At 70.7% G+C, this 16,715-nt stretch carries 19 protein-coding genes and 1 pseudogene; 11 read left to right on the top strand and 9 right to left on the bottom strand.

What is annotated here, in order from left to right; genetic code table 11:
- Nucleotide 1: 1 nt before the first annotated feature.
- From CP976_RS25005 to hemL, 5 genes are all read right to left on the bottom strand, one after another.
- Nucleotides 2-772 (bottom strand): cytochrome c biogenesis CcdA family protein, encoded by a 771-nt coding sequence (locus CP976_RS25005; protein ID WP_150482384.1) that lies wholly within the window; start codon nt 770-772, stop codon nt 2-4.
- Nucleotides 773-785: 13 nt separating this feature from the next.
- Entirely contained in the window at nt 786-1,433 is a 648-nt protein-coding gene (locus CP976_RS25000) for a TlpA family protein disulfide reductase (RefSeq protein ID WP_150482383.1), read from the bottom strand.
- A 66-nt stretch (nt 1,434-1,499) separates the two neighbouring features.
- On the bottom strand, nt 1,500-2,789 hold the full coding sequence (locus CP976_RS24995; RefSeq protein ID WP_150482382.1) for a polysaccharide deacetylase family protein: 1,290 nt from the start codon (nt 2,787-2,789) through the stop codon (nt 1,500-1,502).
- 119 nt (nt 2,790-2,908) lie between these two features.
- The gene (locus CP976_RS24990; RefSeq protein WP_150482381.1) at nt 2,909-3,610 is read right to left on the bottom strand and encodes a histidine phosphatase family protein; all 702 of its coding nucleotides are present in this window, start codon (nt 3,608-3,610) and stop codon (nt 2,909-2,911) included.
- Entirely contained in the window at nt 3,607-4,923 is a 1,317-nt protein-coding gene (hemL, locus tag CP976_RS24985) for a glutamate-1-semialdehyde 2,1-aminomutase (protein ID WP_150482380.1), read from the bottom strand. The genes CP976_RS24990 and hemL overlap by 4 nt, the downstream gene beginning before the upstream one ends.
- A gap of 287 nt (nt 4,924-5,210) precedes the next feature.
- Here hemL and CP976_RS24975 point away from each other — a divergent pair, with 287 nt between their 5' ends.
- Nucleotides 5,211-5,852: a hypothetical protein gene (locus tag CP976_RS24975; protein ID WP_190147001.1), complete on the top strand. Its 642-nt coding sequence runs from the start codon at nt 5,211-5,213 to the stop codon at nt 5,850-5,852.
- Nucleotides 5,853-6,053: 201 nt separating this feature from the next.
- On the opposite strand, the gene CP976_RS24970 is transcribed toward CP976_RS24975, so the two are convergent.
- Entirely contained in the window at nt 6,054-6,719 is a 666-nt protein-coding gene (locus CP976_RS24970) for a helix-turn-helix domain-containing protein (RefSeq protein ID WP_150482378.1), read from the bottom strand.
- 74 nt (nt 6,720-6,793) lie between these two features.
- Here CP976_RS24970 and CP976_RS24965 point away from each other — a divergent pair, with 74 nt between their 5' ends.
- From CP976_RS24965 to CP976_RS24955, 3 genes are all read left to right on the top strand, one after another.
- A complete protein-coding gene (locus CP976_RS24965; RefSeq protein WP_150482377.1) occupies nt 6,794-7,642 on the top strand; it encodes an aldo/keto reductase in 849 nt (282 codons plus the stop codon).
- Between the two features lie 41 nt (nt 7,643-7,683).
- Nucleotides 7,684-8,310 (top strand): NAD(P)-dependent oxidoreductase, encoded by a 627-nt coding sequence (locus CP976_RS24960; protein WP_150482376.1) that lies wholly within the window; start codon nt 7,684-7,686, stop codon nt 8,308-8,310.
- A 117-nt stretch (nt 8,311-8,427) separates the two neighbouring features.
- On the top strand, nt 8,428-8,904 hold the full coding sequence (locus CP976_RS24955) for a tautomerase family protein (RefSeq protein ID WP_150482375.1): 477 nt from the start codon (nt 8,428-8,430) through the stop codon (nt 8,902-8,904).
- A 39-nt stretch (nt 8,905-8,943) separates the two neighbouring features.
- On the opposite strand, the gene CP976_RS24950 is transcribed toward CP976_RS24955, so the two are convergent.
- Nucleotides 8,944-9,528, bottom strand: coding sequence for a TetR/AcrR family transcriptional regulator (locus tag CP976_RS24950; RefSeq protein ID WP_150482374.1), 585 nt, complete (start codon nt 9,526-9,528; stop codon nt 8,944-8,946).
- Between the two features lie 120 nt (nt 9,529-9,648).
- Here CP976_RS24950 and CP976_RS24945 point away from each other — a divergent pair, with 120 nt between their 5' ends.
- The 4 genes and pseudogenes from CP976_RS24945 to CP976_RS24930 all read left to right on the top strand — a co-directional run bounded on the left by CP976_RS24945 (nt 9,649) and on the right by CP976_RS24930 (nt 12,458).
- Nucleotides 9,649-10,080, top strand: coding sequence for a tautomerase family protein (locus tag CP976_RS24945; protein WP_150482373.1), 432 nt, complete (start codon nt 9,649-9,651; stop codon nt 10,078-10,080).
- On the top strand, nt 10,073-11,083 hold the full coding sequence (locus tag CP976_RS24940; RefSeq protein WP_150482372.1) for a zinc-dependent alcohol dehydrogenase: 1,011 nt from the start codon (nt 10,073-10,075) through the stop codon (nt 11,081-11,083). Before CP976_RS24945 ends, CP976_RS24940 begins: the two co-directional genes overlap by 8 nt.
- Nucleotides 11,076-11,780, top strand: coding sequence for a PaaI family thioesterase (locus CP976_RS24935; RefSeq protein ID WP_150482371.1), 705 nt, complete (start codon nt 11,076-11,078; stop codon nt 11,778-11,780). The genes CP976_RS24940 and CP976_RS24935 overlap by 8 nt, the downstream gene beginning before the upstream one ends.
- 26 nt (nt 11,781-11,806) lie before the next feature.
- Nucleotides 11,807-12,458: pseudogene (locus CP976_RS24930) on the top strand (M15 family metallopeptidase).
- Nucleotides 12,459-12,544: 86 nt separating this feature from the next.
- Here CP976_RS24930 and CP976_RS24925 read toward each other — a convergent pair.
- Nucleotides 12,545-13,384 (bottom strand): alpha/beta fold hydrolase, encoded by an 840-nt coding sequence (locus CP976_RS24925; RefSeq protein ID WP_150482370.1) that lies wholly within the window; start codon nt 13,382-13,384, stop codon nt 12,545-12,547.
- A gap of 67 nt (nt 13,385-13,451) precedes the next feature.
- On the opposite strand from CP976_RS24925, the gene CP976_RS24920 reads away from it, so the two are divergent.
- On the top strand, nt 13,452-13,931 hold the full coding sequence (locus CP976_RS24920) for a MarR family transcriptional regulator (RefSeq protein ID WP_150482369.1): 480 nt from the start codon (nt 13,452-13,454) through the stop codon (nt 13,929-13,931).
- Nucleotides 13,932-14,024: 93 nt separating this feature from the next.
- Nucleotides 14,025-14,831, top strand: a complete 807-nt coding sequence (locus CP976_RS24915) for a GNAT family N-acetyltransferase (protein ID WP_150482368.1) — start codon at nt 14,025-14,027, stop codon at nt 14,829-14,831.
- A gap of 28 nt (nt 14,832-14,859) precedes the next feature.
- On the opposite strand, the gene CP976_RS24910 is transcribed toward CP976_RS24915, so the two are convergent.
- The gene (locus CP976_RS24910; RefSeq protein WP_373304912.1) at nt 14,860-15,942 is read right to left on the bottom strand and encodes a LacI family DNA-binding transcriptional regulator; all 1,083 of its coding nucleotides are present in this window, start codon (nt 15,940-15,942) and stop codon (nt 14,860-14,862) included.
- A 139-nt stretch (nt 15,943-16,081) separates the two neighbouring features.
- Between CP976_RS24910 and CP976_RS24905 the strand changes: the two genes are divergently transcribed.
- Nucleotides 16,082-16,681 carry an antibiotic biosynthesis monooxygenase family protein gene (locus CP976_RS24905; RefSeq protein WP_167537411.1) on the top strand — a complete coding sequence of 200 codons (600 nt, stop codon included), beginning with the start codon at nt 16,082-16,084 and terminating at the stop codon, nt 16,679-16,681.
- The last annotated feature ends 34 nt before the right edge of the window (nt 16,682-16,715 follow it).

Raw genomic sequence — 16,715 nt, 5'->3', positions numbered from 1 at the left:
ATCAGATCCCCACAGTGAAGCCGTCGGACCAGACCTGCATCTCCTGCACGATGCGGTCCCAGGCGCCGGTCAGCAGCAGCAGACCGGTCACGATCATCATGGTGCCGCCGATCCGCATCACCCAGACGTAGTGGCGCTTGATCCACCCGAAGGCGCCGAGGGCCTTGCGGAAGGCGACCGCGGCGAGCACGAACGGCACGCCCAGGCCCAGACAGTACGCGACGGTGAGGGCGGCACCGCGTCCGGCGCTCCCCTGGTCGGAGGAGAGGGCCAGCACGGAGGCGAGGGTGGGGCCGATGCAGGGCGTCCAGCCGATCCCGAACAGCGCTCCGAGCAGGGGCGCGCCGACCAGCCCGGCCACCGGCTTGCGGTGGAGCCGGAACTCGCGCTGGGTGAACCAGGGCATCAGGCCCATGAAGAAGACGCCCATGAGGATCATGAGCACGCCGAGCACCTTGGACAGGACGTCCTTGTGCTCCTGGAGCGTGTCGCCGAAGTAACCGAACAGCGCCCCGGAGGAGACGAACACGGCGGTGAAGCCGAGCACGAACAGCGAGGCGCCCGCGACCATCCGGCCGCGCCGCGCCTCGGCGAGGTCGGTGCCGGCGACCCCGGTGACGTAGGACAGGTAGCCGGGCACGAGCGGCAGCACGCAGGGCGAGAAGAAGGAGACGAGTCCGCCGAGCAGCGCGATGGGCAGGGCCACCAGCAGGGCGCCGTTGAGCACCGTGCCGTTGGGGTCCGCCACCGCGGCGAGGGTGAGCGCGCTCACGTCACTACTCCGCTCACTTCTCGGCGACGACCGGCTTGAGCATCTTCAGCAGCCGTTCCTCGCTGAGCGCGGACAGCGAACGGGCCGCGATCTTCCCGTCCCGGTCGAGGATCAGGGTGGAGGGGATCGCCTGCGGGTTGAGGGTGCCCCTGCCGAAGCGCAGCAGCAGCTTGCCGGTGGGGTCGTAGAGGCTGGGGTAGGTGATGTCCCAGTCCTTCTCGAAGGCGAGCGCGGCGCCGGTGGAGGTGTCGCGGGTGTTGATGCCGACGAACTGCACGCCCTTGCCGGCGTACGCCTTGGACACCTTCGCGAAGTACTTGGCCTCGGCCCGGCAGGGGTTGCACCAGGAGCCCCACACGTTGAGGACGACGACCTTGCCCTTGTAGTCGGCGACGTCGAGGGTCTTGCCGGCGATGGTCTTGCCGGACAGGTCGGGTGCCGGGGCGCGCTCACCCTTGGCGGCCGTCGCGATGCCGTCGGTGCCGGTGACGAAGTTGGTGTTGCCGCCCCCGCCGGAGGTGCCGCCGGAGCCGCACCCGGTGACGAGCAGCGCTGCCACGGCGGCACCGGCGGTCAGGGCGGCGCGGCGACGGACCCGGGTCGAGCGGGTCGCGCGGGTCGAGCGGTTCGAGCGCAGGGGGGCGCGGCTGGCGGCACTCATGTGAAAAGTTTCGCATGTCCGTTCCGGGGCTCTCGCCCACCCCCCTTGCGGGTGGAAAACCGCATTTCAGGCGGCGTTCCGGGAGGGGGTACCGGCACCTCCCGGGGTCTTCTCGGCGAACCCCTTCCAGCCACCGGCCGGTTGCTGCCCGACGTCGAGCGTGCGGAGCTTGTCGAGCACCTCGGGCTTCTGCACGTCCAGCCAGTCGACGAACTGCCGGAAGGAGACGAGGCGCACATCCGCGCCCTTCTCCTTCTCGCGCGCGATGTGCTTGAAGGCCTCCTCGACGGCGTCCATGTAGATGCCGCCGTTCCACTGCTCGAAGTGGTTGCCAATGAAGAGCGGCGCCCGATTTGTCTCGTATGCCCGCTTGAATCCCTGGATGTACGCCTGTGCCGACTGCTCCCGCCACCCCGGGTAGTTGTGCGCCGGGGCCTTCGTGGTGCTGATGGACTGGTTGGCCAGCATGTTGTAGTCCATGGAGAGGACCTCGAAGCCACGGCCGGGGAAAGGTATCTGCTGCAACGGCAGGTCCCAGAGACCCTGCCGCTTCACCGGCCAGACCTGACGGCCGCCGGGCGAGGAGGCGTCGTAGCGCCAGCCCAGCTCGCGGGCGGTGGGCAGCAGGTTGTCCTGGCCGAGCAGACAGGGCGTACGGCCGCCGACGAGCTCCTTGTCGTAGTCGAACGGCAGCGAGGGCAGGTCCCTCCAGCCGGTGTTGGTGCGCCACTGCTTCACGAAGGACTTCGCCTGGTCGATCTCGCTGCGCCACTGCCGCGGCGTCCAGTTCTTGACCGAGCCGTGGGCCTCACCGCAGAAGTGCCCGTTGAAGTGGGTGCCGATCTCGTGGCCCTCCAGCCACGCCCGGCGGACGTTCTTCAGCGTGTCCTTGATGTGCGCGTCGGTGAGGTAGCCGATGTCGGAGGCGCCGCGCGGGTTGTTCGGCGGGTCGTAGAGGCGCTTCTTCGACTCGGGCAGCAGGTACAGCCCGGACAGGAAGAAGGTCATGCTCGCCCCGTGCTCCTTGGCCAGGTCCAGGAAGCGCGCGAAGAGCCCGTTGCCGACCTCGCCGGCGCCGTCCCAGGAGAACACGACGAACTGCGGCGGGGTCTGACCCGGCTCCAGCGGCTCGGGCCTGCCGGGCTGGTGGGGCTGCTTGCCGGTGTAGGCGGTGGAGCCGTCGCCGATGGGCCGGGCGGTCGGCTTCGGCTTCGACCCGCCTTGTGCGGAGTCTCCGGAACCGTCGGCGTGGCTGGAGTCATCTGACCCGGTGAGTCCGCCGCACCCGGCGAGCGAGACGGCGGCCGCGGCACCCGCGCCGATTCCGAGCATTCCCCTGCGGGAGTGAGGGCGCATTGCATCCCCGTTCATCACGTTCTCTGGTGGTCACCCAGTCAGAGGACGTGACGAACGGGGAGGTTCCGCTCATATTTGCAGATTCCGTAACGAAGCCGTCAGAAGCGAACAGAAAGGGCCTACGCCCCGAACGCCTTGTCCTTCCCCTTCACCGGCTTGGCGCCGGCGAGGAGATGCGCCGGGACGAGATCGCGGGCCGGCTCGGAGTAGCCGACAGAAACGATCCGGTCACCCCGGTACGTGAAGCTCGTCAGCGAGGCGAGCGTGCACTGCCGCTTGCGCGGGTCGTGCCAGAGCCGCCGCCGCTCGACGTACGACCGCACGATCCAGATCGGCAGCTGGTGGCTGACCACGACGGCCTCGTGCCCCCGGGCCCGGTCCTTCGCGGTGCTCAGCGCGTTCATCATCCGCACGACCTGGTCGACGTACGGCTCGCCCCAGGACGGCCGGAACGGGTTGATCAGGTGCTTCCAGTTGCCGGGCTTGCGCAGCGCCCCGTCCCCGACGCCGAACGTCTTGCCCTGGAAGATGTTGCCGGCCTCGATCAGCCGCTCGTCGGTGGCGAGGTCAAGACCGTGCGCCTTGGCGATCGGCTCCGCCGTCTCCTGCGCCCGCTCCAGCGGGGAGGCGACGACGTACGTCACATCGCGGGACGCCAGGTGCTCGGCGACCCGGTCGGCCATGCGCCGGCCCAGCTCGGACAGGTGGTAGCCGGGCAGCCGTCCGTAGAGGATGCCGTCCGGGTTGGCGACCTCGCCGTGCCGCATGACGTGGACGACGGTGATGTCGTCGTCCGTCTCATGGGTCGTCCCGTTGCTCATGCCGTGGCCTCCGCGGCGGCTCGGGCCGCCGCCGGGAGGGCGTCGGCGATCCGCTGCACGGCCCGCTCGTCGTGCGCGGTGGAGACGAACCAGGACTCGAAGGACGACGGCGGCAGGTAGACGCCGCTCGCGAGCATCGAGTGGAAGAACGCGGTGAAGCGGAAGGACTCCTGCGCCTTGGCGTCCTCGTAGTTCCGCACGGGCCGGTCGGTGAAGAACACGGAGAACATGTTGGAGGCGTTCTGGAGCCGGTGCGCGACGCCCTCCTTCGTCAGCGCCTCGCTGACGAGCTCCTGGATCTGCTTCGACACGGCGTCGACCTTGTCGTAGGCGGCGTCGTCGAGGAGGCGGAGCTGGGCGAGCCCAGCCGCGGTGGCGACGGGGTTCCCGGAGAGGGTGCCGGCCTGGTAGACGGGCCCGGCCGGGGCGAGATGAGCCATCACATCCGCACGCCCGCCGAAGGCCGCGGCGGGGAAGCCACCGCCCATGACCTTGCCGAAGGTCATGAGGTCGGGCCGGACCCCGTCGACCCCGTACCAACCGGCCCGGCTGGTCCGGAACCCGGTCATGACCTCGTCGGAGACGTAGAGGGCGCCGTTCTCGGCGCAGAGGTCCTTGAGGCCCTGGTTGAAGCCGTCCGCGGGCGGCACGACGCCCATGTTGCCCGGGGAGGCCTCGGTGATCACGCAGGCGATCTCGCCGGGGTGGGCGGCGAAGGCGGCGCGTACGGCGTCGAGGTCGTTGTAGGGCAGGACGATCGTGTCGCCGGCCTGGGCACCGGTGACGCCCGGGGTGTCGGGCAGCGCGAACGTCGCGACGCCGCTGCCGGCTGCGGCGAGCAGCGAGTCGACGTGCCCGTGGTAGCACCCGGCGAACTTGACCACCTTGCTGCGCTGCGTGAACCCGCGCGCGAGCCGGATCGCGGACATGGTCGCCTCGGTCCCGCTGGACACGAGCCGCACCTGCTCGACCGGCTCCACCCGGGCGACGATCTCCTCGGCGAGCGCCACCTCGCCCTCACCGGGCGTACCGAAGGACGTACCGCGGGCGACGGCGTCCTGCACGGCGGCGATCACCTCGGGGTGCGAGTGCCCGAGGATCATGGGTCCCCAGGAGCACACGAGGTCGACGTACTCCCGCCCGTCGGCATCGGTCAGATACGGCCCCTTGCCGGACACCATGAACCGCGGTGTGCCGCCGACGGCGCGGAAGGCCCGCACCGGCGAGTTCACGCCACCGGGTGTGACGGCCGCCGCACGGTCGAACAGAGCCTGCGAGGCCGGTGCTTCATACGGATATGCCAGTTCGCTCATGACCTGCGACTTCTCCGACCTTCTCCGACGACGTCGGACTCCGGGTGTGAGTGACCTGTTCAGGGTAGGACAGTGCCCGGCAACCGGTCCCCGAACCTCCGTCGTCTGCGAGACTGGGACGTGATACACACAGCTCAAACGGCCGAGGGTGGTCGGAGGCTGCGTAGATCCCGCGGGCAGATGTTTCAGCGCACGTTTCGGCGAGCGGCCGCGGGGGAGGTCACTGACACGATGATCGGGTTGCGCGGCGGGGGCGACGCGTCCTAGAAAAGCAGTCGGGTGGAGATATGCATCGCGGTGGCGGACTGGGCGAGGGGACTGATGACCTGGGTCCTCGACGTGCCCGGCGGGGAAGGCACCGGCGCGAAGCGGAGGAAACGCAGGAAGCACGTCGGACTCAGGATCTGCCGAGTGAACCGGAGCGGCTCGACGGACGTACAGAACGCCGAGTGGACGATCTTCGGGCCGGGAGCAGCAGGAATGGTGGTCGGGTGGGGGTGACGTACAAGTACTTCGGCGCGCCGGACGGCGCGACCGCGGCCCGCGTCCCGATCTCGATGCGCCCCGAGGAACTCGGCGGCGACGAACTCGGCATGAACGGCATGTTCACGAAGATCAAGCCGGAGACCATGGCGGCGATGGTCCTGACGGGCATCGAGGGCATTCCCCTGCACAAGGTGCCGCCCCTGGAACTGGTCGTGCTGCACCCCGACTACGCGGTCGTGAAACTCCCGATGACCGTCGTCGACCCCCTGCGGGGCATCGGCGAGGAGTCGGTGGGCGCGGCGGCCTTCATCTGGTCGACGGTCCCGGACCGGGGCGGGCCCCGGGACGCGTTCAACGTGTACCAACTGCTGCACGAGTGGCAGGACTTCTCGCATCGGCTGCATGAGGCGGGACACCAGCCGTATTGCCTTGTCTGGCCCTGAGCTGGGGTTTCGTGGTGTTCGGGCGGGGCTTTCGGGCTCCGCCCTCGTCATGTGCCGGTGATGCGGGGATCGACTGGATGATCGTCGGTGGCGCGAGCGGCTCGGCTCACCGGCGGCTTTCCTGCTCGGCCGGGCCTTGCGGCGGTCATGGCGATCCTGCTCGTCCACGTCCTCGCGCGAAGTCCGCGGCAGAGACAGTGATCACCCGCGGGTCAGGCCCAACTCCCCCGCGCGTACTCCCGCTTGGAAACGCGAACCCGCGTCGAGGGCGACGAGCAGTTCCGCGACCCTGCGGCGGTAGGTGCGCAGGGACATGCCGAGTTGCCGTGCGGCTGCCTCGTCGGTGACGCCGGTGCCCAGGGCGCGCAGGACTCTGCTGGTCTGAGCGTCGATGGCGGGCCGGCCCGAACCCAGGAAGGCGTCGAGGTCGGCGGCGCTCTCCCAGGCGGCTTCGAACAGCGCGTAGGCTCCGCCGACCAGGGCCGGTGCGGCACTCATGGTGTACGTGCGCCGGCCTTGAGCGGCCGTGGCGGGGAGAACCGGGTCGGTGAGGATGATGGTGCGCCGGTCGATGATGAAGGTTCCCTGCGGGAGCGGGGTGGTGGCGATCCGCACCCGGAAGCCATGGTCGGCCATCTCACGCAGCGCTTCCCGGTCGCGCTCGTCGGCGAGGACGGCGGGACTGTACAGCTTGCGTGCCCGAGGCGCCGCGCCGCGACGCATCTGCAGACGGGCAGCCTCACGGGCACCGGGCCAGGTGTCGAGGTCGCGGGCGGCGTTGACCCATTCCGCGTCGTCGGACTCCGCCAGGGGCTTCATCCGCGCCCACAGCTCGAGATCCCCGCGGAGCTCCGTGACCTGTGTCATGGGCCCATTGTGCCGGTGGCAGCAAACTGCCACGGGCTCGCCGGGTGGATCCCGGGCCGCGCAGGCTCAAGGCCATGAGCAACAGATTCCGCCTCGGTGGCGACCTGGATGTGAACCGGATGGGTTTCGGCGCCATGCGCCTGCCGTCGAAGGACGGCATGGGCGGTCCCGCCCGCGATCCCGAGGCCGGCCGTGCCGTGCTGCACCGCGCCGTGGAACTCGGCGTCGATCACATCGACACCGCCGACTTCTACGTCAGCCACGGCGGTACGGTGCGTGCCAACACCCTGATCCGTGAGGCTCTGCATCCCTACCCGTCCCACCTGGTGATCGCGGCCAAGGTCGGCCCCATCGTCAACCAGGACGGTTTCACACAGGGCAGCCCCGGCGACATGCGCGGACTGGTCGAGGCCAACCTGGAAGGCCTGGGGCTGGACCGGCTCGACCTGGTCTACCTGCGCATCGGGCGCATGACGCTCCCGCACGGCGAGTCGATCGCCACACGCTTCGAAGCGCTGGCCGCACTGCGCGAGGAGGGGCTGATCCGGCACCTCGGCCTCAGCAATGTCGACGCCGGTCATCTCGCGGAGGCTCAGGCCATCGCCCCTGTCGCGGCCGTGCAGAACCACTTCCACGCCGGCCGGCGTGACGACACCGACCTGCTGGGCGCCTGCGAAGAGGCCGGTATCGCCTTCGTGCCCTTCTTCCCGCTCGGTGGTGGGCGGGACCTCGACGACGAGCGTCTGGTCAAGGTGGCGGCCCGGCACCGCACCACCGTCTCCCGGATCGGCCTCGCCTGGCTGCTGGCCTCCTCTCCGGTGACTCTGGCCATCCCGGGCACGGGGTCCCTCTCCCACCTGGAGGAGAACACGGCCGCCGCGGCGATCACCCTCACCGAGGAAGACCTCGCCGACCTCGCGTGACGCCGACCGACCTCGCCACGTAGCCGAAGGGCGCCCCTGTCATGAAGCTGTTGATCCTTGGTGCGACCGGCCCCACTGGTCGTCATGTCGTCGACCTGGCCCTGCGCTCGGGGGACCAGGTCACCGCCCTGGTCCGTCACCCGGCGGCGCTGGGCGACCTGGCGGACCAGGTCACTCTGCTCGCCGGAGACGCGACCTCCCGCCGCGACGTCTCCACCGCCCTGGCCGGTCAGGACGCCGTCGTCGCCGCCCTCGGCAGAGGCAATTCGGTGGTCGCGGACGACCTCTTCGCACATTCCTCGGCCGCCCTGATCGCCGCGGCCGGGGAAACTGACGTTTCCCGGCTGGTGTGGCTGTCGTCGTTCGGGGTCGGCCACACGTTCGCGTGGGCGAGCGGCCCTCAGAAGGTGATCTACCGCACGCTCCTGCGGGCGATCTACGCGAACAAGGAGATCGCCGACGACAGCATCCGCTCCAGCGGACTGGACTGGACCGTGGTCTACCCGACGAGGCTGACCCACGGCCCGTCCAAGGGTGCGTACCGCGCGGGCGACCGGCTGCCGATGAAGGGCAACCCGACGATCAGCCGGGCGGACGTCGCCGCCTTCATGCACCGGGCGGCACACGGGAGCGAGTGGATCCGCCGCTCGGCTGTCATCTCCGACTGAGCATCCGCCTCCCCGTCGATGACAGTCGTCGTCGTTCACGACAGCCGCAGTTTATGACAGTCGTTATAGGCGGGTGTAGCCTGACGCCGTCTATAACGACTGTCATAGGAGGATGCCATGACGATCATCACGGTGAACGCCCTGAAGGGCCGTCTCAGTCAGGAGCAGCGCCGGAAGCTGGCCGGGACGCTGACGGACGCGGTGCTCGTGCCGGAGGTCGGGCAGGTCGCGCCGGCCGCGCGGGTCGGGTTCCAGGTGCACTTCACCGAGCGTGAGGCCGACATGATGGCCATCGGCGGGTGGCTCCTCGCGGATACCGGACCGGACGCCGACGTCATGGTGATCGACGTGACGGTGATGGACGGGGACTGGCGGGAGGAGGTCCGGGCCGAGGTCATCGAACGCGTCCTGGCCGCGATGGCCGACGCCTGCGGCCTCCCCGAGCCGTCGCCGGCCTGGTGGGTGACCTTCCGGGTGATCGACGAGGGCAGCTGGGGGTCGCGCGGCGGCGTGCTGTCCGTCCTCTCCCTCCTGGACAGCGGCGTGTTCACCGAGGAGAAGGCCGAGGCCGTGCGTGCCGCGCTCGGCGCGTGACGCGGATCCGCCCCACCGGCCCCAGCGCCTTGGCGGGCGTCAGCGCTTGATCGCGCCGACGACGAGCGCCCGCAACTGCTCGGCGGTGTCGTCGAGCGGCTGCGCGCTGCGCTTGGCGCGGCACATGGCGACCGTGCCCTCGACGGCCGCCACGACGAGCGTCGCGAGTTGCGCGGCCTGTTCGGCCTCGGCGCCGTGCTCCCGCAGCGAGGCGGCCAGCAGGGTCTCCCACTGGGCGAACACGTCTGCCGCGGCGGCCAGAGCGGGCGGGACCTCGTCAGCCGGAGGCTCCTCGACGGCCACGGCCAGCACAGGGCAGCCGGCGTGGAAGTCGCTCTCGACGACGATCTTGCGCCACAGGGCGAGGAACGCCCGCAGCCCTTCGACCGGCCCCGACTCCAGCTCCTTGCGCAGGCTGCGGGCGACCCACTCGCCCGTGTACCGGACGGCTTCGGTGGCCAGCTGCTGCTTGCCCTCCGGGAAGTAGTGGTACGTCGAGCCGAGCGGCGCCTTGGCGTGCTTGGCCATCTCCCGGATGCTCGTGGCGCTCAGACCACGCCGACTGATCATGTCGGCGGCCCCGGCCACGATCCGCTCGCGCGACGGCGTTCTGCGCTCGGCCACCTGTGCACATCCCCTCTGGCTATAACGGCCGTCATAGTCTACCGTGACCTCTCGTTATAACGACTGTCATAGAAAATGGCTGTCGACGAACAGTGGCTGTCGACGATTCGAGGAGCTGCCATGCCGATGATCAGGCTGACCGTCCCGACCGGTGCGCTCACCGCTCAGGGGCGCACGACCGTCCAGCGCGACCTGGCCGCCGTGCTGCTGCGCTGGGAGGGCGCGCCCGACACCGCCTTCTTCCGCGCTCAGGCGTGGAGTTACCTCGTCGAACTGCCCGAGGGTGCCCAGACCACCGCCGGGGACGACGAACCGCGCTTCCTGGTGGAGGTCACCGTTCCGCAGGGCGCCCTGTCCGAGCGCCGCAAGGCGGGCCTGGTCGAGGAGGCCACGAGGACCGTCCTGGGCGCCGCCGGCCTCGGCCCGGACGACACGCTGCGGGTGTGGGTGCTGGTGCACGAGCAGCCCGACGGCACCTGGGGCGCGGGTGGCTCCGTCGTCCGGTACGCCGATCTGGTGGCACTGGCGAAGGGGCAGCGCACCGATGCGTGAACTGACCTACGTCGCCAAGCGCACCGTCGAGTGGCGGGAAGCACCCGACCCCAGGATCCAGTCGGACGGTGAGGCGATCGTCGCGCCGGTGGCCGCCACCCCGTGTGATGTCGACTCCTCGATCCTCGCCGGGCACGGCTTCATCGAGCCGCCCTTCGCCCTCGGCCACGAGTGCGTCGCCCGGGTCGTGGAGACCGGCGACGCCGTCACCACCGTCTCCCCCGGCGACCTCGTGGTCGTCCCGTGGTCCGTCAACTGCGGCGGCTGCGACCGCTGCCGGGCCGGGCTGACCGCGCACTGCACCGCCGTGCCCTACATGGCGATGTACGGCGCACCGATCGGCGGCGACTGGGGCGGGCTCTTCTCCGACCTGGTCCGCGTGCCCTACGCCGACGCCATGCTGGTCCCGCTGCCCACCGGCCTCGACCCGGTCGCCATGGCCTCCGCCAGCGACAACTGGTCCCTGGCCTGGCGCCTGGTCGCACCCCACCTCAAGGCCCGCCCCGGAGCACGGGTACTCGTCGTCGCCCGCGGCAGCATCGGCCTGTACGTGTGCGACATCTCCCGCGCGCTCGGCGCCTCCGACGTGCTCTACGTCGACCCCGACCCCGAACACCGCGAGCTGGCCCGCGCGTTCGGCGCCGCCACCACCGAGACACTGGAGCCCCTTCCGCAGGGCTACGACATCGCCGTCGAGGCCACCGGCCGCGTCGACCAGCTCGGCCTGGCCGTCAAGTGCCTCACCCCGGAGGGGATCTGCGAGAGCGCGGGCAACCACTTCCGCCCCGGCGAGCTGCCCCTGATCGACATGTACCTCAACGGCGTCACCCTGCGCATCGCCCGCGACAACGTACGCGCCCACATCCCCGACGCTCTGCGACTCGCCGCCTCCGGCAAGGTCGCCCCCCAACGGGTCGTCTCCCACGTCATCGACTGGGAGGACCTTCCGGCCGCGCTGCCGGAGAAACACCTCAAGCCGGTCTTCGTCCGGGCAGATGTCTGACCGCCCCCGGCTTCCGCGCACCGGCACCGGCACCGGCACCGGCACCGAGGAACTGGAGCGCCGGAAGGCGGCCATCACCCGCCTCGGTCACGAACTGCGTGCTCTGGTGGAAGCCACCGTCCGCACCGACGCCTCCCCGGACACCCTCCACCGCGTGGCGGACGGCGTCCGCACCGTCACCGGCCGGCTCACGGGGCGACGTCGCGCACGAGGCGAGATCCCCGAGGTGGACGAATTCCCCGCGGGACCGCGGTTCTACAGCCCCGTCACGGGAGCCGGCAGCCCGCTCGCCCCGCCGATGCGGGTCACGGCCGCCGACGACGGCCTGATCGGCGAGTGCACCCTCGCCGGCACCCACGAAGGCCCGCCCGGCTACGGCCACGGCGGGGTGAGCGCCATGCTCCTGGACGAACTGATGGGCCGCGCCTGCGCGGCAGCAGGGACGCCCGGCCTGACCGTCTCCCTCCAGATGAGCTACCACCGCCCGGTCCCGCTGGAAACACCCCTGCGGATCACCGCGCGCGTCACCGGCACGGACGACCGCAAGATCTTCGTGAACGGTTCGATCACCAGCCGGACGGCCCCGGACGCCGACCTCGTCACGGCCGAGGGAGTCTTCGTCACCCCCGACCCCGACAGCACCCGCGCCCTGTTCCCGGGGCTGCAACGGGTGATGGCCGAAGAGCTGCGCGGCTGAGTCGGTCCCTGCGTCATGATCGGCGCATGACCGAGATCGTGCTGATGTCAGACGCCAGAATCGCGGCGATCCCCGTGGCCGACTGCGGGGAGGCTGCTCGACGTCAGGGCGCGGGAGTCCATCGCCGTCGACCCTCGCAAGGAAGACGGGTCGGGCGCTTTCGCGCACCTGCGGGAGGGCGTCCTGGCCCGCCTGCTGACGGCTCAGGAGCTGCCGCCGGACGGAGTTCGTCTGTTGTTCGTCGAGGGGTACCGGCCGCCCGCCCTCCAGCGTTCCTATTTCGAGCAGTACTCCGACGCCCTGCGGGCGGACCATCCGGGCTGGTCGGCGGAACAGGTGCGGGAGGCCGCGAGCCGCTACGTGTCACCGCCCGAGATCGCTCCCCACAGTGCCGGAGCGGCGGTCGATCTCACCCTCATGTCCGCCGACGGGCAGGAACTCGACATGGGGACGCGGGTGAACGCCAGTCCGGAGGAGAGCGACGGCGCCTGCTACACGAACGCCCCCGGCATCCCACCCCGGGCACGCGACAACCGGCGGCTGCTCGGCGACGCACTGACGGCCGCGGGCCTGGTCAACTACCCGACCGAGTGGTGGCACTGGTCGTACGGCGACCGCTACTGGGCTCTGGCCAACGGTGCGGAGAACGCGCTCTACGGGGCGCGGGAGCAGGCTTGAGTGTCACGTCGTCATCGGAGGCGGGGCGGTCCGGCGCGGCGGGCAGGTCGCTCGTGACGGACCGGTTGCCCAGGCGGCCGCGGTGCTCAGGCCAGGAACTCTGCCAGCAGGCGGTTGAGTTCGGCAGGCCGCTCGGTGGGGAGGGAGTGGTGGGAGGCGTCCGGCAGGGTGACGACGCTTGCTTTGGGCAGGAGCCGGCGTGCGGCGGCCGCTGTGCGCGGCACGTCGTGAACCCGGCTGTGTTCGGCCAGGACCACCAGGGCCGGGACGGTGCAGGCCCTCAACTGCTGTGCCCTGGGGCGTCGCATGGCGACGACCTTCGACCGCCGGGCGGTGGCGGTACTGTCCAGGAACGCCCGCCACACCGGATCCTCAGGGGCACGGCCGGTCTCCCACCGGTGGAAGGCCCGCACGCGCTCAGCGGTGGGCTTCAGCAACACCGGCAGCCCGTGCATGAGGTAGCGCGGGCTCATGCCGGCGAAGCAGTTGGCCGGGTCGAGCAACGCGAGTCTGCCGAGCCGGTGGGGCGCGTGCAGCGCGTGGTTCAGGGCGATCCAGGCGCCGTAGGAGTGGCCGCACAGGTGTGCCCCGTCCAGGTCCAGTTCGTCGAAGAGCGCGTCGAGCCATGCCACCAGGTCGCCGGCGCCGCGCAGTGGCGCCCCGTCGTGCACGCTGCGACCGATGTCGCCCATCAGGTCGACGGCGTACACCCGATGGGTGGAGGCCAGGGCCTTGACGTTGGCGAACCAGACCATCGAGGTTGATCCACCGCCGGGCAGGAGCACGACCGGAGCGCCGTCCTCCGGGCCGCAGATGTGGACCCGCGTGCTGCCGTACGGGGACGGAACGTCGACGCTGTGGACCTCGACGGGCCACTGTCGCAGGACGGCGTCGTACGCCGCGAAGAAGACTGCCTCGTCACCCATGGCCCCCGCCTTATGATTACTCGGTCATCAATAATCTCGACTATCGAGATAGTACGGGAGTGAGAGCGTGGACGACCAGGACCCCGGCCTTCAACTGGTCCACCTGCTGCGAGCCGTCACGGTGGAACTGGACCTTCTCGCTGCCGAGTTCGCCGGCCGTGAAGGGCTTCATCCCACGGATGTGCGCGCACTGATCCACCTGCTCGACGCCGGCCGGGAGGGCGTGCGGGCCACCCCCGGATGGCTCGGAGCGCAGTTGGGTGTGAACTCCGCATCGACCACTGCCCTGGTCGACCGGCTGGAGCGGCTGGGGCTCGTACGCCGGGAACGGGACACGCGCGACCGCCGGCGGGTACTGCTGGTCGTCCAGGACGAGGCCGTCACCCTGGGCTGGTCGTTCTTCGGGCCGCTGATCCACGAGATGGTCGCCGAGATGCGGTCCTTCGAGGAGACGGAGCTGGCCACGGTGCGGCGTTTCCTGCTGGCCATGCGCGATGTCGCCGCCGCACGGCGACGGGCCCAGCAGGACAGCTCGGGCCGACGGTGAACACATGAGCGGGATGAGGCAGCCCCGCGAAGGGCAGTACGTGTACGGGGCACGGCCAACGTCCGTGCTCCGTCGCCGACCTGGGGGGATGTCATGCGCGATCTCGCGGACTCGACCGAATCGATGGAGCAGCTCGCCGCGGTGTGGCGGGTCATGGTGCTCGACCGGGATCCGCGGGCGGACGTCCGCGATCTGCCGGGGATCGCCGTCCGCTGGGCCGACTGCCGGTTCGCCTTCTGGAACTGCGTCACGCTGACCGAGCACGGCACCACCGCCGGGCTGCTGAAGCAGCGGCTGAACGAGGCCGCGGAGATCATGCGGTCGAAGAAGTGCCCAGGCTTTCTGTGGGTCTTCGAGGATCTCCTCGACGACGAGGCACGCGCGGGCCTCGGGGACGCCGCCGAGCGGGCCGGGCTCGTGCACGCCTTTCGCGGCACGGGGATGGCGGGGGACTTACTGCCCGTTCCCGATCCCGCCCACCCCGACCTGACGTTCGTACGCGTGACCACCGATGAGCAGCTACGAGCCTTCGCCGACCTCAACTCGCGTGCCTACGGGTTCCCGTCGGAGGACGGCCGCGACGGTCTCGGCCGCTCCTCGCTGTGGAAGAACCAGGTGTACGCCTACCTGGGCGTGCGCGACGACGGCACTCCCGTGACCTGCGCCGCCACCGTCGAGGCCGACGGCCGCCTCTTCGTGCTGCTCGTCGCCACCGATCCGGCGTGGGAGCGCCGGGGATACGGGGAAGCGGTGACGCGGAAGGCTCTGCACGAGGGCGGCCGGGCCACGGGACTGACCCGGGCGACGTTGCACGCCACCGCCGCCGGAGCGCCCGTGTATCCGCGCATCGGGTTCGAGGCGAACTCACCGATGAGCTTCTTCACCCTCGCGGGGGACTGACACCGGTCCTCGGCTGCGGAGCGTGCCCTCAAGCGCCCCCGCCCCGCGTCCCCTCGCCCCCCGCCTGTCGCTCGCCCTCGTCCCGGGGCCGGGCCACCGGCGCGGTCGTGGCACGCGGGAGCACATACGTCGGCAGCACGACATGCCGCTGGTGGTCGGCCCCGGAGTCGTCGATGAGCTTCAGCGCCAGCTCGCCGGCCTCCCGCCCCATGTCCGACGGTGACTGGGCGACCGTGGACAGGTCGAACCAGTCGGCCAGCGGCTGGTCGTCGAAGCCGAGGACGGAGATGCGTTCGGGTACGGCGATCTGCGTCCTGCGCAGGTTCCAGATGAGGGCGACGGCGACCTCGTCCTGCTCGGCGAAGACGGCGGTGGGCGGCTCGCGCAGGCTCAGCAGCATGCCGAGCACCTCGGCGGCGGCACGCTTGTCGCCGACCCGCGTGGACACCACCAGGTCGTCGTCGAGCGGGACCCCCGCCTCGGTGAGCGCCTGCTGGTAGCCCAGCAGCCGTTCGTTGGAACTGAAGGAGAAGCCGCTCGTGCCCGCGGTCTGGACGAAGGCGATCCGGCGGTGGCCGAGGTTGAGCAGGTGCCGGGTGCCGTGCAGGGCGCCGGCCACGTCGTCGACGTAGACGCTGGGCCGTCCGGCGACATGCTGGCTGACGTAGATCACCGGCATGCCCAGGTCGTCCAGCCGCGCGGTCTCCTCGTCGGTGAGGTCGAAGGAGAACACCAGGAGCGCGTCGGCGTTGCGGCGGGCCGGGAGGTGCTCGAAGAACGCGGTGCGCTCGGCCAGGTCGGGGATCTCGTAGACGTTCAGCTGCATGCCCGCCGCCCGCAGCAGCGGGGCCAGGCTGGACAGGGCGGATCCCATGAACCAGGAGTCGAGCGTCGGGACCAGCACCGCCACCGTCCCGGTCCTGCCCGTGACGAGGCTCGCGGCCTGCCGGGACACGGCGAAGTTCAGCTCACGCGCGGCCTTCTCGACCCGGGCCCGCACGTCCGGCGAGACCGTGGACAGGCCGCGCAGCGTGCGCGAGACGGTGGATGTGGAGACCCCGGCCCGTTCGGCGACGTCGGCCATCGTGGGGTGCCGTTGAGCTGGAGGCATGAGCGGACGGTAGCAGCCGCCGGACCGGGCCGGAGCGAGCGTGGAGCCCCGGACGCCCAGCGACGTAAAGCAGTTGACGACTCCCTGCCACGCCGGGGCACGATCACGGTTCCGCTCCCTTCACGAAGGAGTTCCGTCCGTGCCCTCAGCCCCCTTCCCGGACCTGACCGTGCCCGGCACATTGGTGATCGGCACGCGGTACGCCGACGGCCCGGAGCAGCAACAGGCCGTCGTGGAAGCCGAGTCCGGCACACTGGCGACCCCGCCCGCCGGGCTCGCCGCCGTGAGCTGGTTCTTCAGTACGGACGGGGAGACGGTGCTGACGCTCGCCCGGTGGACCGACGACACCGCGGTTCCGCCGGCCGGCCCGCCCCGCTACCGGCTGTACCGCAGCCTCGTCGAGGAGCAGGAGACGCGCGTCCCGGGGTGTCTCATCACCGCCGCCTTCGACGTCGACGGGCCCGAGCGGCAGCGCGCCTTCACCGACGCGGTGATCGAGGCCCAGCCGCGCGAAGGCGGCCACCCCGGGGCGATCTCCGCCCACTTCCTGCACAGCGTCGACGGCAGCCGGGTGCTGCTGTACACCGAGTGGACCAGCGTGGAGGCCCACCAGGAGGCCGCCGAGGCCGGGGACCACGACAAGGGGCACGAGCTGTTCTCGGGGACGCCCGGGGTGCGGCTCACGCACGGTGGGCGGTTTCACCTGTACCGCACCCTTCGGCGGGATCCTGCGAGCTGAGCCTCATACGAAGGCAGGTGATGTCAGTCGAGCC

This window comes from Streptomyces coeruleorubidus, from assembly GCF_008705135.1.
Lineage (GTDB): Bacteria > Actinomycetota > Actinomycetes > Streptomycetales > Streptomycetaceae > Streptomyces > Streptomyces coeruleofuscus.
Note: the sequence above shows the minus strand (reverse complement) of the source record. Positions and strands in the feature narration are given on the sequence as shown.

Bases quoted from the DNA above. Each gene is read 5' to 3' on its own strand.
- CP976_RS25000 (WP_150482383.1), bottom strand. From the start codon at position 1,433: ATGAGTGCCGCCAGCCGCGCCCCCCTGCGCTCGAACCGCTCGACCCGC.
- CP976_RS24995 (WP_150482382.1), bottom strand. From the start codon at position 2,789: ATGCGCCCTCACTCCCGCAGGGGAATGCTCGGAATCGGCGCGGGTGCC.
- CP976_RS24990 (WP_150482381.1), bottom strand. From the start codon at position 3,610: ATGAGCAACGGGACGACCCATGAGACGGACGACGACATCACCGTCGTC.
- hemL (WP_150482380.1), bottom strand. From the start codon at position 4,923: ATGAGCGAACTGGCATATCCGTATGAAGCACCGGCCTCGCAGGCTCTG.
- CP976_RS24975 (WP_190147001.1), top strand. From the start codon at position 5,211: ATGCATCGCGGTGGCGGACTGGGCGAGGGGACTGATGACCTGGGTCCT.
- CP976_RS24970 (WP_150482378.1), bottom strand. From the start codon at position 6,719: ATGACACAGGTCACGGAGCTCCGCGGGGATCTCGAGCTGTGGGCGCGG.
- CP976_RS24965 (WP_150482377.1), top strand. From the start codon at position 6,794: ATGAGCAACAGATTCCGCCTCGGTGGCGACCTGGATGTGAACCGGATG.
- CP976_RS24960 (WP_150482376.1), top strand. From the start codon at position 7,684: ATGAAGCTGTTGATCCTTGGTGCGACCGGCCCCACTGGTCGTCATGTC.
- CP976_RS24955 (WP_150482375.1), top strand. From the start codon at position 8,428: ATGACGATCATCACGGTGAACGCCCTGAAGGGCCGTCTCAGTCAGGAG.
- CP976_RS24945 (WP_150482373.1), top strand. From the start codon at position 9,649: ATGCCGATGATCAGGCTGACCGTCCCGACCGGTGCGCTCACCGCTCAG.
- CP976_RS24940 (WP_150482372.1), top strand. From the start codon at position 10,073: ATGCGTGAACTGACCTACGTCGCCAAGCGCACCGTCGAGTGGCGGGAA.
- CP976_RS24935 (WP_150482371.1), top strand. From the start codon at position 11,076: ATGTCTGACCGCCCCCGGCTTCCGCGCACCGGCACCGGCACCGGCACC.
- CP976_RS24925 (WP_150482370.1), bottom strand. From the start codon at position 13,384: ATGGGTGACGAGGCAGTCTTCTTCGCGGCGTACGACGCCGTCCTGCGA.
- CP976_RS24915 (WP_150482368.1), top strand. From the start codon at position 14,025: ATGCGCGATCTCGCGGACTCGACCGAATCGATGGAGCAGCTCGCCGCG.
- CP976_RS24910 (WP_373304912.1), bottom strand. From the start codon at position 15,942: ATGCCTCCAGCTCAACGGCACCCCACGATGGCCGACGTCGCCGAACGG.